General features: G+C 71.0%; 28 protein-coding genes and 1 pseudogene. 10 read left to right on the top strand and 19 right to left on the bottom strand.

The window, feature by feature from the left end:
* Nucleotides 1-3 precede the first annotated feature (3 nt).
* Nucleotides 4-546, top strand: coding sequence for a type 1 glutamine amidotransferase domain-containing protein (locus AB0D34_RS17630; protein WP_362662444.1), 543 nt, complete (start codon nucleotides 4-6; stop codon nucleotides 544-546).
* Nucleotides 546-2,645 (top strand): catalase, encoded by a 2,100-nt coding sequence (locus AB0D34_RS17635; RefSeq protein ID WP_362662446.1) that lies wholly within the window; start codon nucleotides 546-548, stop codon nucleotides 2,643-2,645. Before AB0D34_RS17630 ends, AB0D34_RS17635 begins: the two co-directional genes overlap by 1 nt.
* Nucleotides 2,646-2,727: 82 nt before the next feature.
* On the opposite strand, the gene AB0D34_RS17640 is transcribed toward AB0D34_RS17635, so the two are convergent.
* The gene (locus AB0D34_RS17640) at nucleotides 2,728-3,009 is read right to left on the bottom strand and encodes a DUF6158 family protein (protein ID WP_362662448.1); all 282 of its coding nucleotides are present in this window, start codon (nucleotides 3,007-3,009) and stop codon (nucleotides 2,728-2,730) included.
* Nucleotides 3,010-3,075: 66 nt separating this feature from the next.
* Between AB0D34_RS17640 and AB0D34_RS17645 the strand changes: the two genes are divergently transcribed.
* Complete coding sequence (locus AB0D34_RS17645; RefSeq protein ID WP_362662450.1) at nucleotides 3,076-4,182, top strand: Vms1/Ankzf1 family peptidyl-tRNA hydrolase; 1,107 nt, start codon at nucleotides 3,076-3,078, stop codon at nucleotides 4,180-4,182.
* A 30-nt stretch (nucleotides 4,183-4,212) separates the two neighbouring features.
* Here the strand turns inward: AB0D34_RS17645 and AB0D34_RS17650 are convergent, their stop codons facing one another.
* Nucleotides 4,213-5,835, bottom strand: coding sequence for an ATP-binding cassette domain-containing protein (locus AB0D34_RS17650; protein ID WP_362662451.1), 1,623 nt, complete (start codon nucleotides 5,833-5,835; stop codon nucleotides 4,213-4,215).
* A gap of 166 nt (nucleotides 5,836-6,001) precedes the next feature.
* Here AB0D34_RS17650 and AB0D34_RS17655 point away from each other — a divergent pair, with 166 nt between their 5' ends.
* The 3 genes from AB0D34_RS17655 to AB0D34_RS17665 all read left to right on the top strand — a co-directional run bounded on the left by AB0D34_RS17655 (nucleotide 6,002) and on the right by AB0D34_RS17665 (nucleotide 8,603).
* Nucleotides 6,002-7,489 (top strand): phosphatase PAP2 family protein, encoded by a 1,488-nt coding sequence (locus tag AB0D34_RS17655; protein ID WP_362662453.1) that lies wholly within the window; start codon nucleotides 6,002-6,004, stop codon nucleotides 7,487-7,489.
* A 66-nt stretch (nucleotides 7,490-7,555) separates the two neighbouring features.
* On the top strand, nucleotides 7,556-8,389 hold the full coding sequence (locus AB0D34_RS17660) for a methyltransferase domain-containing protein (RefSeq protein WP_362662455.1): 834 nt from the start codon (nucleotides 7,556-7,558) through the stop codon (nucleotides 8,387-8,389).
* Nucleotides 8,390-8,432: 43 nt separating this feature from the next.
* On the top strand, nucleotides 8,433-8,603 hold the full coding sequence (locus AB0D34_RS17665) for a hydrophobic protein (protein WP_362662456.1): 171 nt from the start codon (nucleotides 8,433-8,435) through the stop codon (nucleotides 8,601-8,603).
* 13 nt (nucleotides 8,604-8,616) lie between these two features.
* Here AB0D34_RS17665 and AB0D34_RS17670 read toward each other — a convergent pair whose 3' ends face one another.
* The 13 genes from AB0D34_RS17670 to AB0D34_RS17730 are packed head-to-tail and all read right to left on the bottom strand — an operon-like array spanning nucleotide 8,617 to nucleotide 18,418.
* Nucleotides 8,617-8,901 carry a gas vesicle protein K gene (locus AB0D34_RS17670; RefSeq protein ID WP_362662458.1) on the bottom strand — a complete coding sequence of 95 codons (285 nt, stop codon included), beginning with the start codon at nucleotides 8,899-8,901 and terminating at the stop codon, nucleotides 8,617-8,619.
* On the bottom strand, nucleotides 8,898-9,086 hold the full coding sequence (locus AB0D34_RS17675) for a gas vesicle protein (RefSeq protein ID WP_007385868.1): 189 nt from the start codon (nucleotides 9,084-9,086) through the stop codon (nucleotides 8,898-8,900). The genes AB0D34_RS17670 and AB0D34_RS17675 overlap by 4 nt, the downstream gene beginning before the upstream one ends.
* Nucleotides 9,083-9,853, bottom strand: a complete 771-nt coding sequence (locus tag AB0D34_RS17680; protein WP_362662460.1) for a GvpL/GvpF family gas vesicle protein — start codon at nucleotides 9,851-9,853, stop codon at nucleotides 9,083-9,085. Before AB0D34_RS17680 ends, AB0D34_RS17675 begins: the two co-directional genes overlap by 4 nt.
* Nucleotides 9,850-10,185 carry a gas vesicle protein gene (locus tag AB0D34_RS17685; RefSeq protein WP_362662462.1) on the bottom strand — a complete coding sequence of 112 codons (336 nt, stop codon included), beginning with the start codon at nucleotides 10,183-10,185 and terminating at the stop codon, nucleotides 9,850-9,852. Before AB0D34_RS17685 ends, AB0D34_RS17680 begins: the two co-directional genes overlap by 4 nt.
* Nucleotides 10,182-11,300, bottom strand: coding sequence for an SRPBCC family protein (locus tag AB0D34_RS17690; RefSeq protein WP_362662464.1), 1,119 nt, complete (start codon nucleotides 11,298-11,300; stop codon nucleotides 10,182-10,184). The genes AB0D34_RS17685 and AB0D34_RS17690 overlap by 4 nt, the downstream gene beginning before the upstream one ends.
* Complete coding sequence (locus AB0D34_RS17695) at nucleotides 11,300-11,986, bottom strand: DNA primase (RefSeq protein ID WP_362662466.1); 687 nt, start codon at nucleotides 11,984-11,986, stop codon at nucleotides 11,300-11,302. Before AB0D34_RS17695 ends, AB0D34_RS17690 begins: the two co-directional genes overlap by 1 nt.
* The gene (locus AB0D34_RS17700; protein WP_362662468.1) at nucleotides 11,983-12,246 is read right to left on the bottom strand and encodes a gas vesicle protein GvpG; all 264 of its coding nucleotides are present in this window, start codon (nucleotides 12,244-12,246) and stop codon (nucleotides 11,983-11,985) included. The genes AB0D34_RS17695 and AB0D34_RS17700 overlap by 4 nt, the downstream gene beginning before the upstream one ends.
* A gap of 6 nt (nucleotides 12,247-12,252) precedes the next feature.
* Entirely contained in the window at nucleotides 12,253-13,023 is a 771-nt protein-coding gene (locus AB0D34_RS17705) for a GvpL/GvpF family gas vesicle protein (RefSeq protein ID WP_362662470.1), read from the bottom strand.
* The gene (locus AB0D34_RS17710; protein WP_362662472.1) at nucleotides 13,020-13,448 is read right to left on the bottom strand and encodes a gas vesicle structural protein GvpA; all 429 of its coding nucleotides are present in this window, start codon (nucleotides 13,446-13,448) and stop codon (nucleotides 13,020-13,022) included. Before AB0D34_RS17710 ends, AB0D34_RS17705 begins: the two co-directional genes overlap by 4 nt.
* Nucleotides 13,449-13,506: 58 nt before the next feature.
* Entirely contained in the window at nucleotides 13,507-13,875 is a 369-nt protein-coding gene (locus tag AB0D34_RS17715; protein WP_362662964.1) for a gas vesicle protein, read from the bottom strand.
* A gap of 45 nt (nucleotides 13,876-13,920) precedes the next feature.
* Nucleotides 13,921-14,850: a non-homologous end-joining DNA ligase gene (gene ligD, locus AB0D34_RS17720; RefSeq protein WP_362662474.1), complete on the bottom strand. Its 930-nt coding sequence runs from the start codon at nucleotides 14,848-14,850 to the stop codon at nucleotides 13,921-13,923.
* Entirely contained in the window at nucleotides 14,847-16,694 is a 1,848-nt protein-coding gene (locus AB0D34_RS17725) for a transketolase (protein WP_362662476.1), read from the bottom strand. Before AB0D34_RS17725 ends, ligD begins: the two co-directional genes overlap by 4 nt.
* The gene (locus AB0D34_RS17730) at nucleotides 16,691-18,418 is read right to left on the bottom strand and encodes an FAD-dependent oxidoreductase (protein ID WP_362662478.1); all 1,728 of its coding nucleotides are present in this window, start codon (nucleotides 18,416-18,418) and stop codon (nucleotides 16,691-16,693) included. Before AB0D34_RS17730 ends, AB0D34_RS17725 begins: the two co-directional genes overlap by 4 nt.
* A gap of 139 nt (nucleotides 18,419-18,557) precedes the next feature.
* Between AB0D34_RS17730 and AB0D34_RS17735 the strand changes: the two genes are divergently transcribed.
* Nucleotides 18,558-19,517, top strand: coding sequence for an LLM class F420-dependent oxidoreductase (locus tag AB0D34_RS17735; protein WP_362662480.1), 960 nt, complete (start codon nucleotides 18,558-18,560; stop codon nucleotides 19,515-19,517).
* Nucleotides 19,518-19,520: 3 nt separating this feature from the next.
* Nucleotides 19,521-20,607, top strand: a pseudogene (locus AB0D34_RS17740) (enolase C-terminal domain-like protein).
* Nucleotides 20,608-20,634: 27 nt separating this feature from the next.
* On the opposite strand, the gene AB0D34_RS17745 reads toward AB0D34_RS17740, so the two are convergent.
* Together AB0D34_RS17745 and AB0D34_RS17750 are read right to left on the bottom strand one after the other, a co-directional pair.
* Nucleotides 20,635-21,642 carry an SDR family oxidoreductase gene (locus tag AB0D34_RS17745; RefSeq protein ID WP_362662482.1) on the bottom strand — a complete coding sequence of 336 codons (1,008 nt, stop codon included), beginning with the start codon at nucleotides 21,640-21,642 and terminating at the stop codon, nucleotides 20,635-20,637.
* Nucleotides 21,643-21,675: 33 nt separating this feature from the next.
* Nucleotides 21,676-22,182, bottom strand: a complete 507-nt coding sequence (locus AB0D34_RS17750; RefSeq protein ID WP_362662484.1) for a phage holin family protein — start codon at nucleotides 22,180-22,182, stop codon at nucleotides 21,676-21,678.
* Between the two features lie 130 nt (nucleotides 22,183-22,312).
* Between AB0D34_RS17750 and AB0D34_RS17755 the strand changes: the two genes are divergently transcribed.
* The gene (locus AB0D34_RS17755) at nucleotides 22,313-22,663 is read left to right on the top strand and encodes a VOC family protein (protein ID WP_362662486.1); all 351 of its coding nucleotides are present in this window, start codon (nucleotides 22,313-22,315) and stop codon (nucleotides 22,661-22,663) included.
* 664 nt (nucleotides 22,664-23,327) lie between these two features.
* Here the strand turns inward: AB0D34_RS17755 and AB0D34_RS17760 are convergent.
* Nucleotides 23,328-24,227, bottom strand: a complete 900-nt coding sequence (locus tag AB0D34_RS17760) for an arginase family protein (RefSeq protein WP_362662488.1) — start codon at nucleotides 24,225-24,227, stop codon at nucleotides 23,328-23,330.
* 68 nt (nucleotides 24,228-24,295) lie between these two features.
* Between AB0D34_RS17760 and AB0D34_RS17765 the strand changes: the two genes are divergently transcribed.
* Nucleotides 24,296-24,643: a DUF6204 family protein gene (locus AB0D34_RS17765; RefSeq protein ID WP_362662490.1), complete on the top strand. Its 348-nt coding sequence runs from the start codon at nucleotides 24,296-24,298 to the stop codon at nucleotides 24,641-24,643.
* On the opposite strand, the gene AB0D34_RS17770 is transcribed toward AB0D34_RS17765, so the two are convergent.
* Nucleotides 24,615-25,190, bottom strand: coding sequence for a GNAT family protein (locus tag AB0D34_RS17770; RefSeq protein WP_362662492.1), 576 nt, complete (start codon nucleotides 25,188-25,190; stop codon nucleotides 24,615-24,617). The two genes, AB0D34_RS17765 and AB0D34_RS17770, sit on opposite strands and share 29 nt — an antisense overlap.
* Between the last annotated feature and the right edge of the window lie 52 nt (nucleotides 25,191-25,242).

Raw genomic sequence — 25,242 nt, forward strand, 5'->3', positions numbered from 1 at the left:
CTCATGCGCATCGCGTTTCTGACCGCACCCGAGGGCGTCGAGCAGATCGAGCTCACCGATCCGTGGCAGGCGGCGGTGGACGCGGGACACGAGCCCGTGCTCGTCTCGACGGAGCCGGGGAAGATCCAGGCCTTCAACCACCTGGACAAGGCGGACACCTTCCCCGTGCAGGAGGTCGTGGGCGAGACGGCCGCGGACTCCTTCGCCGCACTGGTGCTTCCCGGTGGAGTGGCCAACCCCGACTTCCTCCGCATGGACGAGAAGGCCGTGGCGTTCGTCGCTGATTTCTTCACCCGGGGAAAGCCCGTGGCCGCGATCTGCCACGCCCCGTGGACGCTCGTCGAGGCGGACGTCGTGCGGGGCCGGGTGCTGACCTCCTGGCCGAGCCTGCAGAACGACATCCGCAACGCGGGCGGCACCTGGGTGGACGAGCAGGTGAAGGTCTGCGACCACGGGAACAACAAGCTGGTCACCAGCCGCAGGCCGGACGACCTCAAGGCGTTCTGCGAGGCCTTCCTCGACGTGTTCACGAAGGAGGCCGCCTAGTGGACTCCGCCGACCGCAAACAGCGTCAGCGCGAAGGCTTCCACGCCGACGACCCCGCCGCCGGGCCGCTCACCACCGACCAGGGCGTCGAGGTCGACCACACCGACGACTCGCTCGCCGCCGGTGAGCGCGGTCCCACTCTCATGGAGGACTTCCACTTCCGGGAGAAGCTCACCCGCTTCGACCACGAGCGGATCCCGGAGCGGGTGGTGCACGCACGGGGCGCGGGCGCGTACGGCTACTTCGAACCGTACGAGTCCTGCGCCGAGTTCACGCGGGCCGCCTTCCTCCAGGACCCGGCGGTCCGGACCCCGGTGTTCGTGCGGTTCTCGACCGTGCAGGGCCCCAAGGGCTCGGCGGACACCGTGCGGGACGTGCGCGGCTTCGCCACCAAGTTCTATACCTCGGAGGGGAATTACGATCTGGTCGGGAACAACTTCCCGGTCTTCTTCATCCAGGACGGCATCAAGTTCCCCGACTTCGTACACGCGGTGAAGCCGGAGCCGCACAACGACATCCCCACCGGCGCCTCCGCGCACGACACCCTGTGGGACTTCGTGTCGCTCCAGCCGGAGACCCTGCACGCCATCATGTGGCTGATGTCGGACCGGGCGATCCCGCGCAGCTACCGCATGATGCAGGGCTTCGGTGTGCACACCTTCCGGTTCGTGAACGCCGAGGGCCGCGGCACCTTCGTGAAGTTCCACTGGAAGCCGCGGCTGGGCTCGCACTCGCTGGTGTGGGACGAGGCACAGGAGTGCCAGGGCCGTGACCCGGACTTCAACCGGCGTGACCTGTGGGACGCCATCGAGGCCGGCGAGTACCCGGAGTGGGAGCTGGGCGTCCAACTGGTGCCGGAGGAGGACGAGTTCGCGTTCGACTTCGATCTCCTGGACGCCACGAAGCTGATCCCGGAGGAGCAGGTGCCGGTGCGGCCGATCGGCCGGATGGTGCTGGACCGCAACCCGGAGAACTTCTTCGCCGAGACCGAGCAGGTCGCCTTCCACACGGCCAACGTGGTACCCGGGATCGACTTCACCAACGACCCGCTGCTCCAGGCCCGCAACTTCTCCTATCTGGACACGCAGTTGATCCGGCTGGGCGGGCCGAACTTCTCGCAGCTGCCGGTGAACCGGCCGGTGGCGCCGGTGCGCAACAACCAGCGCGACGGCTACCACCAGAGCGCGATCCACCGGGGCACGAACTACTCCCCGAACTCGCTCGGCGGAGGCTGCCCGGCCCACGCCGGCGTCGACGGGCACGCCTTCACGCACTACACGGAACGCGTGGACGGGCACAAGATCCGGCGCCGCAGCCCGAGCTTCCAGGACTTCTACAGCCAGCCCGCGCTGTTCTGGAACAGCATGGCCGACTGGGAGAAGAAGCACATCGTCGCGGCCTTCCGGTTCGAGCTCGGCAAGGTGGGCGCGATGACGGTACGGTCCCGCACGGTCGATGAACTCGCCAAGGTGGACAGCGAGTTGGCCGCTCAGGTGGCACAGGGTGTCGGCGTGCCGACGCCGTCCGAACCGGAGACGCTGTACAAGCAGGTCTCGCCCGCCCTCAGTCTGGAGACACAGCGGGGAGACGGCTCGATCCGCACCCGGCGGATCGCGGTCCTCGTCACCGACGGGATCGACGCCGAGCAGGTGACCTCGGTGCGGGAGCGGCTGGCCGCCGAGGGCGCGATCGTGGAGGCACTGGCACCGACGGACGGGGAGGTGCGGGGCGCCGACGGGGAGCTGTACACCGTCGACCGTGCGCTGCCGACTGTCGCGTCCGTGCTGTACGACGCGGTGCTGCTGCCCGGTGGCCCCGTGGGCACCCCGCCGACGGCCGCCGACCAGGACGCGCTGCGGTTCGTGCGGGACGCCTACCGGCACGGCAAGCCGATCGGCGCGCTCGGCTCGGGCGTCGGGATCCTGTCGTCGCTCGAACCGGAGGGGCTCACGCTGTCGACCGAGTTCCATCGTGTGGAGACCGACCACGGCGTGGTGACGGAGACGTCCCCGGGTCCCGCGGGCGAGGAGTTCCTGGACGCGTTCGTGGCCGCGATCGCCGCGCACCGGCACCGGGACCGGCTGCCCACGCGCCACTGAGCGCCGCTGAGCGCTTCGGTCCCCTCGTCGGTGGCCTGCTGATCACGTGATCCACCTGATCGGCGGGTCACCGACCGTTGTGTCAGTCCAGCGCCGGAGTCGCCGAGTCCCCCGGTCGCCGGTCCCGCGCGCCCTCACGGGTGCGGCCCGCGGCCACCGTCCGGCGCGGGTTGCGGCGCAGGTACTCGCCCTCGAGCCGTGCCATGCGCTCGTTGTGCGCGCTGAGGGCGTCGTTCGAGCCGTGGAGCAGCGTTTCGTGCCGGGTGCGGTGAATCGTCTCCAGCTCTTTCATGAGCTGCTGGTCGTCCAACCGGCTGGGGTCGACTCCGGTCATGGTGGTACCCCGCTCGTCGTGTTCGTTCATGCGCTTCGGGTACCCGCCCGGCAAGCATTACCGCACTGCCCCCGAGCGGCATCCGGGAGGGAACCCATGGATCTCGCTTTCCTGCATCCACTCTACGAACATCCGGGCCCCTGGGCCTCCGTGTACGTAGACGCCCCCCACCCCACGGAGGACACATCCCACGAACGTCATCTCGCCGCGGTCGCGGTCGCCCGCGAGCTGTCCGAGCAGGGCGCCGACGACGACACCTGTGTGGCCGTACGAGAGGTCCTGGAGGAGCTGCGGCACTCGTCCGAACCGCACGGCCGGGCCGTCTTCGCGCGGGCCGGACAGGTCGTCCTGGACCCGCCGCTGACCAGGTCCCCCGACGGCGACCTGGTCCGCTGGGCCCCGCTGCCGCACACCGCGCCGCTGCTGGAGCTGGCCGGTGAGGACCCGGTGTGCGTGGTGGCATACGTCGACCGCAAGGGCGCCGACTTCGAGCTGCGCGGGGCCCTCGGGCGCCGGGGCGCCGGGTCGGTCACCGGCAGGCAGTGGCCCGTGCACCGTACGAGCACCGCCGACTGGTCGGAGCGGCACTTCCAGCTGCGGGTGGAGAACACCTGGGAGCACAACGCGGCCGAGATCGCCGACGCGCTCGCCGTCTGCCAGGAGGAGACGGGCGCCGACCTGCTGATCCTGGTCGGGGACGAGCGCGAGAAGCGGTCCGTGCACGAGCGGCTGCCCAAGCGGCTGCACGGTCTGGTCGTCGAGGCGGAGCACGGCGCCGGCAGCAGGCTGCTCGACGAGGACGTGGAACAGGCGCGTGCCGCGCACGTACGCCAGCGCGCCGAGCGCGAGCTGGAACGGTTCCTCGCGGCCCGGGCGCCGGGTGACGACGGGCGCCCCGGGGCCGTGGAGGGCGTGCCCGCGCTGGTCGAGGCGGCTCGTGAGCACCGTATCGACGAACTGCTGGTCCGCCCGGACGGCTCCGACGCGCACCGCGAGGTGTGGATCGGCGAGGACCCGGACCAGGTGGCGGTCCGCCGCACGGATCTGAAGGTCCTCGGCGAGCAGAACTCCTGGTCGGCTCGGGCCGACGACGCGCTGATCAGGTCGGCGGTCGCGACGGGCGCCCCGGCGCTCTCGGTGACGCCGGCACCCGAGGAGGAAGCCCCGGTGGGCGGACTCGGCGCGCTGCTGCGGTGGACGTGACCCCTCCGGAAGGGGCCCGGTGACCTGCGGTTACCGGGCCCTTTCCACGCGCCGCTCGTCCCAGACCGGCTCCGCGGTCTCCCGCACCCGCCCGTCCGAACCGAAGACCAGATACCGGTCGAAGGACCGCGCGAACCAGCGGTCGTGCGTGACCGCGAGGACCGTGCCGTCGAAGGCCTCCAGGCCCTCCTGGAGGGCCTCGGCGGACTCCAGGTCGAGGTTGTCCGTGGGCTCGTCCAGGAGGAGCGCGGTGACGCCCTGGAGCTCCAGGAGGAGGATCTGGAAGCGGGCCTGCTGGCCGCCGGAGAGCCGGTCGAAGCTCTGCTCGGCCTGCCCGGTCAGCTCGTAGCGGCGCAGCCGGGACATCGCGGCGCCCCGGTCCTGCGCGTGCTCCTTCCAGAGGATGTCGAGCAGCGTGCGGCCGAACAGCTCGGGGTGGGCGTGGGTCTGCGCGAAGTGCCCGGGCACGACCCGCGCCCCGAGCTTCCACTCCCCCGTGTGCGCCACGGTGGAGTCCCCCGCCAGCAGCCGCAGGAAGTGCGACTTGCCGGACCCGTTGGAGCCGAGGACGGCGACGCGTTCGCCGTAGAAGACCTCCAGGTCGAAGGGGTTCATCAGCCCGGTGAGCTCAAGTCCCTTGCAGGTGACGGCCCTTACGCCGGTACGGCCGCCCTTGAGCCGCATCTTGATGTCCTGCTCGCGGGGCGGCTCGGGCGGCGGTCCGGCCTCCTCGAACTTGCGCAGCCGGGTCTGGGCCGCCTGGTAGCGGGAGGCCAGCTCATGGCTGATGGAGGCGGCCTGGCGGAGGTTGAGCACCAGCTTCTTCAGCTGGGCGTGCTTCTCGTCCCAGCGCCGACGCAACTCCTCGAAACGGGCGAAGCGTTCACGCCGGGCCTCGTGGTAGGTGGCGAAACCACCGCCGTGCACCCACGCGTCCGCCCCGGCGGGCGAGGGCTCCACCGACACGATCTTCTCGGCGGCGCGCGAGAGCAGCTCCCGGTCGTGGGAGACGAAGAGGACCGTCTTGCGGGTCTCCTTCAGCCGCTCCTCCAGCCAGCGCTTGCCGGGCACGTCGAGGTAGTTGTCCGGCTCGTCGAGCAGCAGCACCTCGTCGGTGCCGCGCAGCAGCGCCTCCAGCACGAGCCGCTTCTGCTCACCGCCGGACAGCGTCCGCACCTGCCGGAACTGCGCCTTGTCGTACGGCACCCCGAGCGCGGCCATCGTGCACATGTCCCACAGCGTCTCGGACTCGTACCCGCGCACCTCGGCCCAGTCGGACAGGGCCTGCGCGTACTTCAGCTGCGCGGCCTCGTCGTCGACGGTCATGATCAGGTGCTCGGCCTTGTCGACGGCCTGCGCGGCCTCCCTGATCCGGGGCGGCGCCACCGACACGAGCAGATCCCGTACGGTCGTCTCGTCCCGTACGGATCCCACGAACTGGCGCATGACCCCGAGGCCGCCGCTCACGGTGACGGTCCCGCCGTGCGGTTTCAGCTCCCCGGAGATCAGCCGCAGCAGCGTCGTCTTCCCGGCCCCGTTCGGCCCGACCAGGGCCACCACGGCCCCTTCCCCCACCCGGAAGGACACATCGCCGAGCAGCGCCCTCCCGTCGGGGAGGTAGTACTCGAGGTGTGCGGCTTCCAGATGTCCCATGGGGCGCATTGTCGGTGCGCGGACGGGACCAGGGCAAACGCATATCGCGCCCCACAGGGGCGCGGGGCTGTATCAATGTGCGGCTCCGCCGCGTGGGCGCGACCAGCCACGACGAACCCGCACCCGGTACCGAACAAGCACCTCGACGGCGGGTACCCGCAAGGGCATGAGCCCAGACGTAGACCTCACCGCCCTCCGCCCCGGCCCGATCCGCGAGCTCCTCCTCACCCTGGACTCCCGCCTCTTCGAGTTCGCGGCCACACAAAACTGGCCCGCGGCCGAGTCGGTCCTCCCCCGCCTGAGCAGAAGCGCCAACCACGGCATCCTCTGGTTCACCACCGCCGCCGCCATGGCCGCGACCCGCACCCCCAGGTCCCGCAGGGCCGCCGCCCGGGGCCTCGCCTCCCTGACCCTCGCCTCCCTGACCATCAACACCCTCGGCAAGCGCTCGGTCCGCCGCACCCGCCCGGTCCTGGACCCGGTCCCCCTGGCCCGGCAGCTGAAGCGCCAGCCGATCACGACGTCGTTCCCCTCCGGCCACGCCGCGTCGGCCGCCGCCTTCGCGACCGGTGTCGCGCTGGAGTCCCCGGCGTGGGGCGCGGCCGTGGCCCCGGTCGCCTGGTCCGTCGCCCTGTCCCGCGTGTACACGGGCGTGCACTTCCCGAGCGACGTCCTGGCCGGCGCAGCCCTCGGCGCGGGTGCAGCGTTCGCCGTACGGGGCCTGGTGCCGACGCGTGCCCAGGTCGTGCCGCCGGCCCGGCCGCGGGCGGAGGTGCCGGCGCTCCCGGACGGCGAGGGCCTGATCATGGTGGCGAACACCGCCTCGGGGACCGCCGAGCGGGTGCGCGCCCTGCACGACGGGCTGCCGCTCGCCGAGATCGTGGAGTGCGAACCGGCCGATGCGCGGGCTGAGTTGGAGAAGGCGGCGGCCCGGGCCACGGTACTCGGCGTGTGCGGCGGCGACGGCACGGTCAACGCGGCCGCCGAGATCGCCCTGCGCCACGGTGTGCCGCTGGCCGTCCTGCCCGGCGGCACCCTGAACCACTTCGCCTACGACCTCGGCGTGGAGGGCGCGCGCGATCTGACCCGTGCGGTCCGGCAGGGCGAGGCCGTGCGGGTGGACGCGGGCCGGTTCCGCTCCGACGGCCGGGAGGGCGTCTTCGTCAACGCGTGCAGCCTGGGTGTGTATCCGGAGCTGGTGCGGGAGCGGGAGCGCTGGTCGAAGCGGATCGGCGGCTGGCCGGCCGGGGTGCTCGGGGCACTGCGGGTGCTGCGGGCCGACCGGCATCCGCTGGAGGCCGAGTTCCGCGGCCAGGCCCGGCCGCTGTGGCTGCTGTTCGTCGGCAACGGCACCTACCACCGGATGGGGCTCACCCCCGGCCGTCGCACCGACCTCACGGACGGACAGTTCGACGTGCGGGTCGTGCACGGCGGGCGCCGGCCCGCGCTGCGGCTGCTCGCCGCCGCGCTCGCGGGCCCGCTGACCCGCTCCCCCGCCCACGCCGCCGTACAGGTGGGACGGCTGCGCCTGTCCGGCGTCGAGCCGGGCACCCTCCTCGCCTACGACGGTGAAGTGACCGAGGTGGAAGGCGAGGTGACGCTGGAGAAGCTGCCCGAGGCGCTCACGGTGTACCGGCCACTACCCGGAAGCTGACATACCGTCAGTCCATATAGCAATACTGGGGTCTCACGATGCGACATGCGGGCGTACGGTTCAGCCATGTCGAAACCTCAGGTGAAACCACAGGAGACCGCCGTCTACACACACGGGCACCACGAGTCCGTGCTGCGCTCGCACACCTGGCGTACCGCCGCCAACTCGGCGGCCTACCTGCTCGGTTCGCTGAAGCCCCACATGAGGATCCTGGACATCGGCTGCGGACCGGGCACCATCACGGCCGACCTGGCCGCGCTGGTCCCGGACGGACGGGTCACCGCCGTCGACCACGCACCCGGCATCCTGGAGCAGGCCCGGGCCACGGCCGCCGGGCGCGGCCTGACGAACGTCGACTTCGCGGTCGCGGACGTGCACGCGCTGGACTTCCCGGACGACACCTTCTGCGTGGTCCACGCCCACCAGGTGCTCCAGCACGTCGGGGACCCGGTGCAGGCGCTGCGCGAGATGAGGCGGGTCACCCGGCCGGGCGGGTACATCGCGGTCCGCGACTCGGACTACGCGGCCATGACCTGGTACCCGGCGTCCGGGGGAATGGACGACTGGCTGGACCTGTACCGCCGGGTGGCCCGGGCCAACGGCGGCGAGCCGGACGCCGGGCGGCGGCTGAAGTCCTGGGCGCTGCGGGCGGGCCTGACGGACATCACTGCCACCTCCGGCACCTGGACCTACTCCACCGCCGAGGAGCGGGAGTGGTGGAGCGGACTGTGGGCGGACCGCACCCTGGCCTCGGCGTACGCGGAGCTGGCCACCGAGGGCGGCCACGCCACACGGGAGCAACTGCGGGCCGTCGCGGACGCCTGGCGGGAGTGGGGCAAGCAGGACGACGGTTGGTTCTGTGTGCTGCACGGAGAAATTCTGTGCCGAAAGGAAGCCTGAAACGTGGATTCCTGGAAACACGGATTCCAGGAGGTTTCACATTATGGTTCCCATCCTGCTGGTACTGCTCCTGGTGTTGATTCTGTTCGGCGCCGGCTTCGCAGTGAAGATTCTCTGGTGGATCGCCATTGCCGTGCTGGTGCTGTGGCTACTGGGGTTCCTGATGCGCGGGACCACGTCGGCCGGAGGCAGGGGTCGTTGGTATAGGTGGTGACATTCCCCGGAATTCATTCCCGGGGAAGCAACGGTCCCAGCGGCCCGAGGTCCAGGTTCAGGTCCTCGGGCCGCAGTCCGTACCGCTCGCGCAGTTCGGTCATGCGGTCGTCGAGCAGCATGAGGGTGAGCCCGATCCGCTCCTCCTGCTCCTCGCTCAGGTCGCCCTCGTCGAACCGGCGCAGCGCCTGGCGCTCCATGAGCTGCCGCAGCAACTCCACAACGGTCAGCACGAGCTTGACCAGGTCACGCTCGACCGTGTCGGGCTCCAGGTCCATCCGGTTGCGTCGGGTCGTCACAACAACTCCTCCCACGGTGAGGGAACTTGGGCGTTGACCGAGCTGATCAGCGCGTTCAGGTCGATGCGCACGAGGTCGACGTCCGCGATGCGCAAGGTGATGTCCCCCGTGATGACGACCCCGCCGGCCAGCAGCCGGTCGAGGAGGTCGACGAGGGCCACCTCACGACGTTCGATGACGGTCACGGCTGCTGTTCCTCCCCCGCGAAGGAATAGGCCGCCCAGGGCCCTGTGAGTTCCACCCGCATTCCCGGGACGTCACCCTTGGTCCGGTCCACCATTTCCACGAATTCCTCGGACTCGCCGCGCGGCACGAGATAGGCGGCATTCAGAATGTTCTGTCCTGAGGCTCCGGAAAGCGTGGGGTTCTGCGGGGCGTGCAACCGCGCGTCCTCGGCGTATCCGGAAAGCGTTTCGTGCAGCCGGGTCGCAAAGGCCTCCGCCTGCTGCCACATCTCCTCGTGCGAACGCACCCGCTGGCGCCGCTGCAGCAGATAGTCCCGGCCCGAGACCGGCTTCGCCGGCGTCTCGGTGGGCTCCTCACGGGCCGGGGCCGCCTGCTCGACGTACACCTTGACGCCCCACTCCACCCGGCCCTGAAGCCGGTCGAGGGTGCGTCGGAAGCCTTCCTCTCGTTCTTCGATCATCACCCGGACGCCGCTGTCGTCACGGAAGACGGTGCCGAGCCGGAGCGGCAGCGGAGTGGTGACGACCGTGAGCGCGTCGATCACGCTCTGGTGGGCACGCACGGTCGTGCTGAGCCACTCCAGGTCCTCCAGATGCCTGTGGAGCGGTTCTTCGGCGAAGTCCCGCTCCGGCACATGACTGACGACGGCCACCAGGTCGTGGTGGTGCAGGAGTCTGGGCGGATCACCGGCCACCCCGGTCAGCTGGACCTGCAACGGGGTGCCGAAGGGGCGGCAGACGGCGTACACGTAGCGCAGTCCGGTCACGAACTCTCCTCCTCGGCACGGCGGGGCTCCAGCTCTTCGAGACGTGCGAGCCGCTCGCGCAACTCGGCGTTCTCGCGGGACAGTTCGTCACGGCGGGCCCGGGTGGACAGTGCCGGATCGTCCTCCCACCAGTCGATGCCCATCTCCTTGGCCTTGTCGACCGAGGCGACGATGAGCCGCAGTTTGATGGTGAGCAGCTCGATGTCGAGCAGGTTGATGCGGATGTCGCCCGCGATGACGATGCCCTTGTCCAGCACACGCTCCAGGATGTCGGCCAGGTTGGCGCCGCTCCCCTGGCCGTACGGATCCGGGAGCCGGCTGGGCACGCTCATCGTCGGCTCCCGCCCTCGGCGTACTCGTACTCTTCCTCGTCCTCAGGCTCGTCCTCGGGTGCCTCTTCCTCGTCCTCCGGCGTGCCTTCCTCGTCCTCGGGCTCCTCCTCGTCGTACTCCTCGTACTCGTCCTCGGCGTCCTCGGCTTCCTCGTCCGGCTCGCCCTCCTCGGCGTCCTCGGCCTCGGCGCGCTCGTCGGTCTCGGCGTCCTCGTCGTCGTAGGCGCCCTGTTCCTCTTCCTCCGCAACCGCGTCCTCGTGGCTCTTGACGACCTCGCTGTCCTCGATCTCGCCGCGCCAGCCGTCCTCCGCCTCTCCCTTGAGGGTGATGAAGCGGGCGAAGTGCTTGAGGTCCAGCCGGGCCCGGCGGCCCTGGGCACGCCAGATGTTGCCGGTCTTCTCAAACAGGCCTGCGGGGTAGTACTCGATCACCAGCAGGACGCGGGTGAGGTTGTCCGCGAGCTTGTGGAAGGAGACGACGCCCTTGGTCGTGCCCTTGGCACCCTCCGACGTCCACCGAATCCGGTCGTCGGGGATCTGGTCGGTGGTGGTCGCCTTCCAGCTGCGGTTGGACCAGAAGATCTTCATCTGCCAGTCGCTGTGGGTGTCGTCGGCGCGGTTCGCGCTCTTGACGCCCTTCGCGAAGGTGGAGAAGTCCTGGTACTGGGTCCACTGGTCGTAGGCGGTGCGCAGATCCACGCCGACATCGATGAACTCGATGATCACCGTGGGCTTCTGACCGGCCCCGCCCTTGCGCTTCCCCTTGCCCTTGCCGCCGAGGTTCTTGAAGGTGTCGACCACCTTGTCCTTGGCATGCGAGAAGCCGAGCTCGACGGCGCTGCGCATGGGCCCCTTGCCGTCGGCGAGCTTGCGGCCGCCGTCGAGGGCCAGCTTGGCGAAGCCGGGGCTGTTGCCCTCGGCGATGTCGTTGAGCTTGCCGGTGGTCTCGCCCAGCTTGTGGCCGACGCCGACCAGCATGCGCTGGACCTGCGCGGAGAGGTACTCCTGCACCTCGGCCTTGAGCCGGTCGGCGGCCTCGCTGTGGGCCACGTCCGTCAGCGGGTTGTTCTTCGCCTTGTCAGTGGCATTGCGGGCGGATCCGAGGGTCTCGGTCATCACTCACCGCCTCCCTTCGGCAGCCGGGCCCGGGTGCCCCGGCCGGCGCCCCTGGCCGAGGTCGCCTTCTTGGCGGCCGTCTTCTTCGCCGTGGTCTTCTTGGCCGCGGTCTTCTTGCCCGCCGTGCGGCCCTGCGCCGCCTTCTTGGCGGGCGGCTTCCCGCCGGGCGCCTTCTTCGCGGCCTTCTTCGCCCGGGTCGGCGCGGGAGACTCCTCGGACTCGTCGTCGGCCCGGTCCTCGTCCGCGTCCTCGTCCTCGACCTCGTCCTCGATCTCGTCCGAAGGCTCGTCGTCGGTCTCGGCCCGCGTGGTACCAGTCTCCTCCTCGTCCTCTTCCTCGTCCTCGAAGAGGTCCGGCACCTCCGGCGCCACGCCCGAGAGCTGGTCGCGAACCTGGGCGGTACGGCCGTGCAGCCGGTCGGCGATCGCGTCGATCTGCCGCTCCACCATCGCGCCCGAGGCCGCCTTGCCGACGCCGCGCAGATCCTGGCGCAGCTGGTCCCCGATCTCCTTGAACTGCGGGTTCTTCAGCAGTTGCTGGGACACCAGGTCCGCGACCATCTTCGGGCTCAGATGCATCCGCTTGCCGGCCACGAGGGTGCCGACGGCGAACGCCAGTTTCAGCTTCTTCGTACGTCCCAGGAGGTATCCGGCCCCTACCGCGAGGCCCATTCCCACTCGGTTCATCGTGTCGTCCCGTCGCCAGTCCCCGCGCCGCCGCGCAGGCCGATCTCCAGTCGTTCGAGGAGCTCGTCCTCCTGTCGGTCGAATTCCTCCTCGTCGATCTCGCCCGCCTCGAGAAGCTCCTCGAGCCGGGCGAGTTCGGCCCGGACCGTCGCCGGGTCGTAGTAGAGACGCTCCGCTTCGTGCAGCACCTGTCTGATCACCCAGGCGCTGCCGCGCACCGGGGCGAACGGCAGGAGCAGCACCTCTCCGATGAGACCCACCTGCCCTCACTCCTCCGCATGGTCGATGCCGACCGTGGTGCCCGCGGGTTCCGCCGGGCCCGGGTCGACGAAGCTGTACGGCGGCAGCGGGCCGTTGACCCGCAGGTCCAGGTGCGGATGGCTCTTGCGGAGCTGGTCCACCGCCTCCAGGAAGGACGCGGCCGAGTCCCGCTCCACGAGGAAGGACACGTTGGCGAGCCAGCCGGAGGACTCGGGTCCCACGCTGATCGCCTCGGCGACCGGTTCCAGGGCCTGCTGCACCTGGGTGGCGTCCTCGGCCTCGCGGGCCTTGACCGCGGCCACGACCATCTCGCCGAGCCTCAGACGCTGCTCGTAACTTCCGCCGCCCGCCTGCCGGTTGGCCTCGGCCACCGCGCGGACCTCCGGGTTGTCGGACATCACGCGGTGCAGTACGGCCTCTTCGTCGTGCGTCGCCTTGACGTTGTACTCGACCTTGCCGTCCAGGGTCCCGAGACGCTCCTTGTAGTGCTCGGCGCGTTCCGCGAGCACCCCGGTCACGGTGCCGTCGTCGGGTGCGACGCTGCCGAACCGCATGGGCAGGATGCAGCCGTCCGCGCCCGCCTCGCTCAGCACGTTCTGGTGGGCGAGCAGGTCACGGCGCTTGGGCCTGAGGCCCTCGGGAGCGTCGCTGACGATGGCCGCCAGAGCGCCCTCCTTCAGCACCCGCACGGGGAGCGCGGGGTCGCCGACCCCGCCCATGCCCTCGGGCAGCGAGGGGTGGGAGGCGGCGGTGATGCCGTACACATACGTGCTCACTCCTGCTCCTCCTTCCTGCGCGAAGCCGTGGACTTGCGTGCCCGCGGCCTGGACTCGCTCTGGCCGTCCCCCTCACGCGCCTGCTTGAAGGCGTCGGAGATGGTCTCCGCGGCGCCGGACAGCGCGCCCTTGGACTTGCCGCGCGCACCCGATTCGGTGATCCCGCCGACCACGTCGGGCAGACCGGGGCTCTTGTTCGGGCCGGACTCCAGATCGAGCCGGTTGCACGCCTCCGCGAAGCGGAGATAGGTGTCGACGCTGGCCACCACGACCCGTACGTCGATCTTCAGGATTTCGATGCCGACGAGGGATACACGCACGAACGCGTCGATGACGAGACCCCTGTCTAGGACGAGTTCCAGAACGTCGTAGAGACCGCTGGAGCCGCCTCCCCCACCGCCCTGCTGTGCCGGGACAACGGTCATGTCTACCGAGCCTCCTCTTCTGTGAGCGGGTGAACGAGCGTCTGAACCGGTGGGCGGCCTAACGACCGCCCTGCCTGTGTGCGTCCGCGCGCCCGCGTTCGTAACGCCGAACGCGCCGATAGCCGGTGAGCTGGCCGTCCGGGTCGAGATCGACCTGGTAGCTCGCCATCAGGCTCATCGTGTCGGGCACACGGGAGAGTTCGAGGACCTCGATCTCCAACGACCAGCCGTCCTCGGTCTGTTCGAAGGACGACACGTTCTCGGCGGCCATGCCGGTCAGCTCCGCCAACTGGGTGCGCGCGTTGCGCAGCACTTCCATGGGGTTCAGCCGCCGGTCGTCCGCCATGTTCTCTTCTGTGTCCTTTTCTGTGCGCTTGGGGGAATTCCGTGAATCCTGTGACTCTGATGTGTTCCTTGTGTTCGCCATGGCCACCTCTCACCCCGGGTGGCCGCTCGTTCGATCGCCAAACCTTCAGGAGGACATCAACGCGTTCAGCCTGCGCCGGGCCGGCCCGAGCGCCCTGCCCTTGGCGAGCGCACCTGCCCAGGGATTGCTGCGGGCCTGTCCGACCGCGTCGGCGATGGTCCAGCGGCGGGCGTCCAGACCCGGGTCGTCCAGCTGGGTCCAGGCCATCGGCGTGGCCACAGGAGCTCCAGGTTTTGCCCGTACGGTGAAGGGCGCGACCGCGGTCTGGGCGTAGGCGTTGCGCTGTACGTCGAGGTAGAGCCGGTCGCCGCGCTCCTTCTTGCGGGCGGCGGTGGTGAGCCGGTCGGGGTGGCCCGCGACCAGGGTGTCGGCGACGTCCTTGGCGAAGGCGCGCACCTCGTCGAAGTCGTGCCGGCCGTTGAGGGGCACGATCACATGCAGCCCGCGCGAGCCGGTGGTCATCAGCGCCGAGGGCAGCTTCAGCTCGTCGAGCAGTTCTCCGAGCAGCCAGGCCGCCTCGTGCACCGCCGCGAAGTCGTCCCCGGCCGGGTCGAGGTCGAAGACCATCCGGTCGGGCCGCTCCACGCTCCCGGCCCGGGACAGCCAGCGGTGCAGGGTGAGGGAGGCCTGGTCGGCGAGGTAGAGCAGGGTGGCGGTGTCGTCGCACACGGTGTGGCAGACGGTGCCGCCCTCCTTGGTCACCTCGACCCGGCTGATCCACTCCGGATAGCTGTCCGGAGTGTTCTTCTGCATGAACTTGGGTCCTTCGACGCCGTCCGGGTGCCGTTCCAGCATCAGCGGACGGCCGCGGAGGTGCGGCAGCATGAACGGCGCCACGGCCCGGTAGTAGTCGATGAGATCGCCCTTGGTGTACTCCTTGACGCCGTCACCGCCGGGGAAGAGCACCTTGTCCGGCCGGTGCACCTCGACGGTGCGCCTCCCCGCGCGTACGGTCCTGACGGCATCCTTGGTCACGACACGATCGCCTGCTCCACCAGCAGCCGTCCGGCGGCCGCGATCGACTCGGCGTCGATGCCCGCGGCACGCAGCTGCTCCTCGGGCGAGGCCGAGCCCGGCATCGTACGGACCGCGAGGCGCACCAGGCGTGGCACGGGCCGGCCGTCGGCGAAGGCGTCGAGGACGGCGTCGCCGAGGCCGCCCTCCTCGCGGTGGTCCTCCACGGTCAGGAGGCAGCCGGTGTCCTCGGCGGCCTGGCGGAGGGTGGGCCGGTCGACGGGCTTGACCGAGTACAGGTCGATCACCCGCACCCGGATGCCCTCCTGGTCGAGGGCGTCGGCGGCCTTCAGCGCCTCGGGCACGGTGACGCCCGCCGCGACGAGAGTCATCCGGTCGCGCTCGGAGGACCGCAGCACCTTGCTGCCGCCGATCGGGAACTCCTCCTCGGGCCCGTAGATCACCGGGCTCTCACCGCGATTGGTGCGCAGGTAGCGGATGCCGTCCAGGTCCGCCATCGCGGCGACCAGGTGGGCGGTCTGGTTGGCGTCGCACGGGTACAGCACGGTCGAGTCGTGGATCGCCCGCATCATCGCCAGGTCCTCCAGGCCCATCTGGCTGGGACCGTCCTGCCCGATGGCGACGCCCGCGTGGGAGCCGACGAGGTTGAGGCCGGCCCCGCTGATCGAGGCCATGCGGACGAAGTCGTAGGCACGGGTGAGGAAGGCCGCGAAGGTTCCGGCGTACGGCACCCAGCCGCGCGCGGCGAGTCCGACGGCGGCCGCGACCATCTGCTGTTCGGCGATGTAGCACTCGAAGTAACGGTCGGGGTGTTCCTTGGCGAAGAACTCGGTACGGGTCGAGTCGCCGACCTCGCCGTCGAGGGCAACGACGTCACCGCGGCCGGTACCGAGGGCGGTGAGGGCCTGGCCGTAGGCGTTCCGGGTCGCCACTTCCTCACCGATGTCCCACCTGGGCAGTTCGAGGTGCCCGGAGCGGACGGCGTGCAGGATGCGGGCGGCCGGCGGCTCGTGCACCTGGACGCGCAGGTCGCGTACGCCGCCGAGCTCCTCGATCGCCTCGTCGGCGTCCTTCAGCGGCTTTCCGTGCAGTCCCTCGCGGTCCTCGACGTCGGCGACGCCCTTGCCCTTGAGGGTGCGGGCGAGGATGGCGGTGGGCTGGCCCTTGGTGGACTCGGCCTCGCCGTACGCGCGGTCGATCGCGTCCACGTCGTGCCCGTCGATCTCGACGGTGTGCCAGCCGAAGGCCTGGAAGCGGCGGGCGTAGGCGTCGAGGTCGTGGCCGTGCCGGGTCGGGCCGCGCTGGCCGAGCCGGTTGACGTCCACGATCGCGGTGAGGTTGTCGAGGTGCTCGTGACCGGCGTGCTCGGCGGCCTCCCAGATCGAGCCCTCGGCGAGCTCGCTGTCACCGCAGAGCACCCACACGCGGTACCCGGTGCGGTCGAGGCGCTTGCCGGACAGCGCGATACCGACGCCGACGGGGAGTCCCTGGCCGAGGGAACCGGTGGCGGTCTCGACCCAGTCGAGCTTGCGCGGGGTGGGGTGCCCTTCGAGGCGGCTGCCGTCCTTGCGGAAGGTCAGCAGCTCCTCGTCGTCGATGACACCGGCCGCCTTGTAGGCGGAGTAGAGCAGCGGCGAGGCATGCCCCTTGGACAGCACGAAGCGGTCGTTGCCGGGGTGTGCGGGGCGGTCGAAGTCGTAGCGGAAGTGGTTCGCGAGGAGTACGGCCATCAGGTCCGCGGCGGACATCGAGGACGTCGGGTGCCCGGAGCCCGCGGCGGCGGAGGCGCGGACACTGTCCACGCGCAACTGCTGGCCGAGTTCGACGAGTTCACCGGTGTTCATGAGTCTCCTTCCGCGGGATCCGCGTCACTGCGCTTGACGGGGCCGGGGGTTTTCCCGGGCTCACCGCCGGGTTGGTTCTTGGCGGGTTCGGCGTCCGGCTGGTTTTTGGCCGGCTCACCACCCGGCTGGTTCTTCGCGGGCTCGGGGGCGGGCTGCTGCGCGGCAGGCTCGGGGGCGGACTGCTTCTTCGCCGACTCACCGCCGGGCTGGTTCCTCGCGGGATCGGGTCCCTTCCCGTCGGCCGCCTCGCGGGCCTTCGCCTCCGCGATCACCGCCTCGCCGGCGCTCGGTTCGGTGGCTGCCGGCTCTCCGGGCGGATCGGGCACAGGTTCCCCCGACGGGGTCCGCCCCGGCCTTGTGTCCTCCGCTGTCGCCGCGCCCGGTCCGGAGCGGGCGTCGGCCTCCTCGCGTGCCCCCGGTCGGCCCGGTACCCGGGCCAGCTCCGGTGACGACGACTCCAGCGGTACCGACCAGGACCGTACGAGGCCCAACTGGACGGCCTGGCGCGGGAGTGCGGCGTCCAGCAGCCAGTCGGCGGCGACGCGGACACGGTTGCCGGGCATCGCGGCGAGGTGGTAGCCGCGGGTGACGGCACCGGCGGCGAGACCGGACAGCGGCACACCCAGCGGGTTGGCGGCGGCCTTCGTACCACCGAGGTCCACGACGAAGCCCAGGTCCTTGTGCCGGTAGGCCTGTCGCTCACCGTCCCCGAACGACGCGGCGATGTTGTGCGCCACCGTCTTCCCGTGCCGCCAGGCATGCTGCGCGGTCATCGGCGTGAAGCCACCGGGGTTGTTCAGGTCGGGCACGGCGGCCGCGTCACCGCAGGCGAACACCTCGGGGCGGCCCGGGAGTTGGAGATACGGGTCGACGACGAGCCGCCCGCGTTCGACGGGCTGGCCGGTGGACTCCACGAGCGGGTCCGGCCGTACCCCGACACACCACACAAGGGTGCGGGTCTCGACGAACTCGCCGTCCGTCAGCAGCACCCCGTCCGGCGTGGCCTCCTTCACGGAGGTGCCCATGCGCACCTCGACCCCGCGCTCCCTGAGCGTGCGGTCGGCGGTGGTGGAGAGGTGCTCGTCGAGCTCGGGCAACACCCGCTCGGCGACGTCGAGGAGTATCCAGCGCGGCCGTATGCCCGCCCTGAGGGGGTGCTTGCGGACCTGCGCGTCGGTGTAGAGCTGCCCGTGCGCGGCGACCTCGGTGCCGGTGTATCCGGCGCCGACCACCACGAAGGTGCAGCGTGCCTCGCAGCCGCTCCGGTCGTCCGCCGCGGCCGCCAGCTCCACCTGCCGGGTGACGTGGTCGCGCAGGTACAGCGCCTCGGGCAGCCCGCGGAAGCCGTGCGCGTACTCGGCGGCCCCGGGGATCGGGAGCAGTTTGTTGACGCTGCCCACGGCCAGCACGAGCCGGTCGTAGGACAGCGTGCCCTCGTCGCCCTCCGGGTCGGTGTAGTGGACGGTCCGCGCGTCCATGTCGATGCCGTCGGCCTCGCCGAGCACCAGCCGCACCCGGGGCAGGGTCTCGGAGAGGGACACGGTCACCCGGCGTGGTTCCAGGATTCCGGCGGCCACCTGGGGCAGCAGGGGCAGATACAGGAAGTAGTCGGTCGGGTTCAGCAGGGTGATGTCGGCCTTGCCGCGGGCTTTTCGGGACAGTTCCTTGGCCGTCCGGTACCCGGCGAAGCCGGCACCGACGATCACGATGCGGGGTCGACTCACGGTTCGCCTCCGGGGCTGTCGCGTACCTCGGGAGCCTTCCGCGTCCCCCTGGCCAGGACGCCCAAACGCCGGTTTCCGCACGGACCGCCGGGTACTCGGGCGAGGCCCACTGCTCAACGGAGCCGCCGGAGGTACCCCCATGCCCGAATACGGCTATTTCCTGTCGTGCGAGGAGTTCGGTCCCGCGGAGCTGGTCGAACAGGCGCGGATGGCCGAGCAGGCCGGGTTCCACTCGCTGTGGATCTCCGACCACTACCACCCGTGGAACGACGCGCAGGGCCAGAGCCCCTTCGTCTGGTCGGTGATCGGCGCGCTGTCGGAGGCGGTGTCACTGCCCGTCGAGACGGCCGTGACCTGCCCGACGATGCGGATCCACCCGGCGGTGGTGGCGCAGGCCGCGGCGACCTCGGCCGTCATGACGAACGGCCGCTTCCGCCTCGGCGTCGGCTCCGGCGAGGCCCTCAACGAGCACGTCCTGGGCCATGTCTGGCCGCCCGCGCACATCCGCCTGGAGATGCTGGAGGAGTCGATCCAGGTGATGCGCCGTCTGTTCACCGGCGAGGAGGTCAACCACCACGGCACGCACTACACGGTCGAGAACGCCCGCCTCTACACGGTTCCCGACGAGCCCGTCCCCATCGACATCTCCGGCTTCGGGCCGGCGGCCACGGCGCTCGCGTCCCGGGTCGGCGACGGCTACATCACGATGATGCCCGAGGAGTCGATGGTCGAGCAGTTCCGCAAGGGCGGCGGGGCCGGGAAGCCGGTCATCGGCGGCACGAAACTCTGCTACGGCGTCGACCGCGACGAGTGCGTCCGTACGGTCCAGAAGCTCTGGTTCAACCAGTTCCTGCCGGGCGAGATGGCTCAGATCCTGCCGTCGCCGCGTCACTTCGAACAGCTGGCCCCGCTGGTCACCGAGGAGATGGTGCGGGAGAAGGCGGTGTGCGGGGACGACGTCGACGAGCACGTCGCCGCGCTGAGCGCCTTCGCCGACGCGGGCTTCGACCGCGTCTACGTCAACCAGATCGGTCCGGACCAGCGCGGCTTCTTCGACTTCTACCGTACGAAGGTGCTGCCCCAGCTCCAGCAGGGGTGAACGATGAAACTCCTCAGGCCGGTCGTCTCGGTGTACACGGTGCCGGCCGACGCCCCCGAGGCCGACGGCACCTTCGCGTGGGACACCACGACCATGGTGATCGTCGAGGTGACGACGGGTGACGAGACCGGGACGGGCTGGACCTACGGTCCGGCCGCGGTCGGTGACTTCCTCACCGAGCAGCTCGGACCGCTGGTCGAGGGCCGCAGCGCGCTGGACATCCCGGCGCTGCACGAGGCGATGTGCCGCTCGGTCCGCAACGCGGGCCGAGGGCATCGCGGCGTGCGCGATCTCGGCCCTCGACATCGCCCTGTGGGACCTCAAGGCCCGCCTCCTCGAACTCCCCCTGGCCCGGCTCCTCGGCGTCGCCCGCGAACGCGTCCCGGTCTACGGCAGCGGCGGCTTCACGACGTACCACGACACGCATCTCGCCGCGCAGCTCAACGGCTGGGTGCACGGTCAGGGCATTCCCCGCGTCAAGCTGAAGATCGGCGAGAGCTGGGGCCGGGCGGTCTCCCGTGTCTCCCGGGTGCGGACGGCGCGCGAAGTCATCGGCCCCGACGCGGAGTTGTACGTCGACGCGAACGGCGCGTACACCCGCAAGCAGGCGGTCCGGGTGGGCAACGCGCTGGTGGAGCACGGCGTCGGCTGGTTCGAGGAGCCGGTGTCCTCCGACGACCTCACCGGCCTCCGCCTGGTCCGCGACGCGCTCGTCTGCGACGTCACGGCCGGGGAGTACGGCTACGACCTTCCCTGCTTCGCGCGCATGATCTCGGCGGGTGCGGTCGACTGCCTCCAGATCGACGCGACCCGCTGCGGCGGCCTCACGGAGTTCCTCCGCGCGGCTGCCCTCGCGCAGGCCCACGGCCTGGAGGTCTCGACCCACTGCGCCCCGCACGCCCACGCGTCGGCGGCCACCGCGATCCCCAACCTCCGGCACATGGAGTGGTTCCACGACCACGTCCGCATCGAGGACATGTTCTTCGACGGCGCCCTGGACCCGACGGGAGGCACGGTCCGCCCCCTGGCGGGGCTGGGCCACGGTCTGACGTTGCGGACGGAGGAGGTGGAGGAGTTCCGGGTGGCGTGAACCCCGGCCCGGCACCACGGCGGGGGCTCAGCCCCGTCGGCGGAGCCCGGCGGTCACCGCGGTACCCAGCCCGGCGGCGGCCGCCGCCACGAGCACGCGGCTGCGGTTGCGGGACATCCAGTCCTGCGGACTGGACGACACGGCCTCCTCGTCGAACCGTCCGTGCGCCCCGAAGTCCCGCCCGTGCGGTCCGTCCGCGGGAGCCCACAGGTTCCCGGGACCGCCGTGCTCCCCCTCTTCCTGCTGTGCCTCGACGTTGGTGCGGGCGAGATAGCGGTCCAGTACCCCCGGAGCGACCGCGTTGGCGATGAGCGTGGCCACCGTGGACCCGCCGACCCAGTACTCCCGGCGCCGTGCGTGCGAGGCCGCGTGCACGACCGCGCGAGCGGCGACCTCCGGCTGGTAGACCGGCGCCACCGGGCGGGCCCTCCCGGGCATCCGGTTCAACACCCAGTCGAACTGGGGGGTGTTGACGCCCGGCAGTTGCACCATCGTCGTACGGACACCACTGCCCTGGTGCAGCAGCTCGCAGCGCAGGGACTCGTTGAATCCCTGGATCGCGTGCTTGGCGCCGCAGTACGCCGACTGCAGCGGGATCCCCCGGTAGGCCAGCGCGGACCCCACCTGCACCACGGTCCCCCGGTCGCGCGGCAGCATGTGGCGCAGCGCGGCGCGCGTACCGAACACATAGCCCAGATACGTCACTTCGGTGACCCGCCGGAACTCGTCCGACGTGATCTCGGTGAACGGTGCGAAGACCCCGGAGAAGGCGTTGTTGACCCAGACGTCGATGTGCCCGTAGGCGTCGACGACCTTCTGCGCGGCGTCGTCCACCGCCTTGGCGTCGGCCATGTCGACGCTCACGACGAGGGCCTCACCGCCGGCCCGCTGCACCTCGTCGGCGGCCGCCGCGAGGCCTTCGCGCCCCCGGGCCAGCAGGGCGACCCGGGCCCCGCGCTCGGCGAAGGCACGGACCGTGGCCCGCCCCACGCCGCCGCTGGCCCCGGTCACCACCACGACCTTGCCGTGCTTCACGCGCGATCCCTTCCCTGTGTCGCGCACCCCGCGTCAGGCGCGGTGGTGCGGCTGTTCGGGGTCGATGTCGTCCTGTCGCGGCGCCGCGCCGGGTTCCGGTGTGCCCGGCGCCCCGGGGGCGACCGGCGGCATGGGCGGATACGGCGTACCGAGCCCGCTCGGCGGCGCGGTCACCGGCGCCGTGGCCCCGGCGGCACGGTCGCGCCCGGCGGCCGCTTCCGCCTCATGCGCCGCCGTCGGCCGCGATGCGGCGGGCCGCGCCGCACCACGCAGCGCGTAGGCCACGGCGCCCAGGATCGCGGCGGTGATCAGCGCGGCGGCCCAGTCGGGCAGCCCGAGGGCGAGTGCGAGGCCCACGGCGAGTGCCAGGGCCGCGCCCGCGTACAGGGCGACGGCGCCGGACGCGGCGTACAGCATGGCCGTACGGCGCTGCTTGCGCGTCTGCTCGCGCAGCTCCTCCCGTACGGTCTCGCGTGCCACCTGCGCCAGCTCATCGACCAGATGCCTGTCCAGATGCTCCAGATGATCCAAGCGCTCCATGGCCGCCGGGTACCCGCACAGGCGTACGCATAACGCCGGCCCCGGCGACCTGTGCGGCACCGGCGGCCGGGTCGGGAGGATCACGTGAAACGATCTCCTCGGCCCGGCCGCCGCAACTAGGCTCGTGCGCATGGACATTCTGGGAACCACGCTGCGTGTCTGTGTCGACGACCTGGAGGCCGCGGTCGTCTTCTACGAGCGGCTCGCGGGCGCCAAGGCCCTCCGTTTCGAGCGCGGCGGCGTCCAGGTGGCCGCGGTCGGCTGCTTCCTGCTGATGAGCGGCCCCGAGGCCGAGCTGGAGGTGCTGCGCAAGGTCGCGGCGACCATCGCGGTGAAGGACGTCGACGAGGCCCACAACCTGCTCAGCGAGCTCGGTGCCCGCATCATCGCGGGCCCGGTGGCAACCGGGGTGGGCCGCAATCTCATCGTGATGCATCCGGACGGGGTGGTGTACGAGTACGTGGACCGCAACGTTGCATAGAGCGGTTCCGGGCGCTTATGGATCGCGCCAACTCGAGTGCCACCGAACGCAGTTCGCGCTCCACGGGTCCGCGCCTCGGACGGGCCGCGCCTGTCCAGGAGTTCGATGCGCAGGTGCGTCGGCGGATGACCGGCGTCCTGCTGGTGCCACTCCAACGCGCTGATCCTGCACAGCCGTTCACGCTCGCGCGGCGGCACCGACGCAACCTGGTCGGCCAGCCGCCGCCTCAGCGCCTCGGGGACCTCCCGCACCGGCCTGCTCAGTTCGCCGTCGATCGGCTCCGCCTGGAGCAGCGTCTCCATCAGCCAGGGCCCGCCGGAGCCACCGCCGCTCGGGCGCGAGCACCAGCACCCACAACCGCAGGGTGTGCAGGGCGCTCCGACGCAGGGCCACCTACTCCTGCGGCGAGAGCACCGACCACAGCCCCAGGCCGAGGTGCAGCACCCGTCGCCGTAGACCGTAGGTGGTGACGGCCGCGTTCTGCGGCGGGGCAGGTCGTCCCGGTCTCTCACCTCGATGCGGTGCACCTCGTGCAGGAGCCGCAGCGGGGGCAGGGGGTTGTCCGGCCCCAACTGCGGGGCGGGCAGGGTGAGTACGTCGCGCCGGATCGTCGTCACGATCACATGGAAGCCGTTCGTCGGTGAGTCGGCCAGGCAGCTGCCGGTCAGGACTGCGCAAAGGCGTCCACGACGATGTCGGCAAGCAGCGCGCCCGCCGTGCCGTCGGGGTCCAGATCGGGGTCGTAGATGGTGGTGTTGAGGCCGATGCAGGAAGGGGAGGCGAGCAACGGCCGTAGCAGCGACACGAGTTCGGCGGGCAGGAGCCCCTCCGGGTCGGGGCTGTCGACGGCGGGCATGACGGACGGGTCGAGGACGTCGGCGTCCAGGTGCACCCAGAAACCGTCGATCTCGGGGGTCTCGAAGGCCTGCGCGGTGGCCCGGGCGAGGGCGTCCGCACCCCACTCGCGGAGGTCCCCGACCGTCACGACCGGGATCTTCAGGCCGGCGAGTTCGGCCCGGTCCTCCTCGAACTCGTCGCGGATGCCGAAGAACCGCACGTCCTCGTCCCGCAGATAGGGCTTCAGCCCCTCCAGGTCCGTGAGGTCCTCCTGTCCCCGCCCGGTGGCCAGCGCGACCTCCTCGCCGCCCGCCGCGCCGATCCGCTCGGAGTTGCCGGGGTGCCGGAAATCAGGCGAGGCGTCGATCGCGGCCAGTCCGTACCGTCCGACGCGGCGCAGCGCGAGCGAGGCGCCGAGCTGGATGGAGCAGTCGCCGCCGAGGACGACGGGGAAGTCCCCGGCGCGTACATGGCGCTCGATCCGGTCGGCCAGCTTGACGGTGTACGAGGCGATGGCGGCGGCGTTGAAGACACCGTCGCCCTCCCGCCAGTCCCCGCGGTCGTAGCGAGGTGGCACCACCACCCCGCCCTCCAGGGCCCCCAGGCGCCGCACGATCCGCTGCTCGCGCAGAGCACCGGCCAGCTTGTAGCAGCCGGGCACGGTACCGGGGGCGGGCGGGCGCAGGCCGAGGTTGGAGGGGGCGTCCAGCACGACGATATTCCGCATGCCGGGCATCTTCGCCGACGTACAGTCGACCGTCCACGGAGACAGGCGACACAGGCGAAGGAGCCACAGTGAGTGAGCAGCACACCTACCGGGTGATCGTGCGCGGAACCTGGGACGGGCTCACCGAGGAGGCCCGCGCCCGGCTGCTCGCCGAGGCGGCGGACCACGGCATGACGAGCATGCGGTTCTCCGAGGAGGGCTCGCTGTCGTACGAGCCGGCGCCGCTGAAGCACTTCTCCATGCGGTACGTGGTGGTCTCGGACGCGGCGGACGGCGAGGAGATGGCGGGCGCGATCGCGGAGGACCGCGCGGAGACGGCGCTGCGGGACCTCGGCTACGGCTTTCGCGAGCTGAAGTCGACGGTCACCGACCTCGACACCATGAAGATCAACCGGAAGCCCGCATCTCGGCGGTGATCGCCCAGCGCTCGTGATCGCGCCACTCCCCGTCGATGTAGATCATCTTCGGGGAGAACCCCTCAAGGCGGAAGCCGCAGCTGCGGGCGAGGGCGAGGGAGGCGGTGTTGCGGGGCTGCGCGTTGATCTCCAGACGATGCAGCCGCATCGGTCCGAAGGCGTGGTCGACCACCAGGTCGAGCCCCTCGCGCATCAGTCCGCGCCCCGCGGCGTGCGCGAAGGCGCCGTAGCCGAGGGCCCCGCACCGGAAACCGCCCTCGACGATGTTGTTGATGTTGATGAACCCGGCGATGGCCCCACCGCCCCGCGCCCCGCTCTTCTCCCCGTCCTTCTCGCAGACCAGGAACCCGGCCTTGGTCCGGTCCTCGATCAGCCGACCCGCGTACGCGAGATAGGCGCTCTCACTGTCGGGCGGAAACAGCCACGGCTGATGCAGTTCCTTGCTCTCCCGGGTCCGGGCGGTGAACTCGGCGCCGTCCTCGTAGGTGAAGTGACGTATGCCCACGCGGGGGCCTTCGGCGAGATAGCGGGAAGCGGTGTGCGGCATCCCGCCACCCTACGGTCTGCCGGGGCCTGTCCGGCGGCTCGGGCGGGCCCCG

Origin of the sequence: Streptomyces sp. NPDC048420 (assembly GCF_040651535.1) — a bacterium.
Lineage (GTDB): Bacteria > Actinomycetota > Actinomycetes > Streptomycetales > Streptomycetaceae > Streptomyces.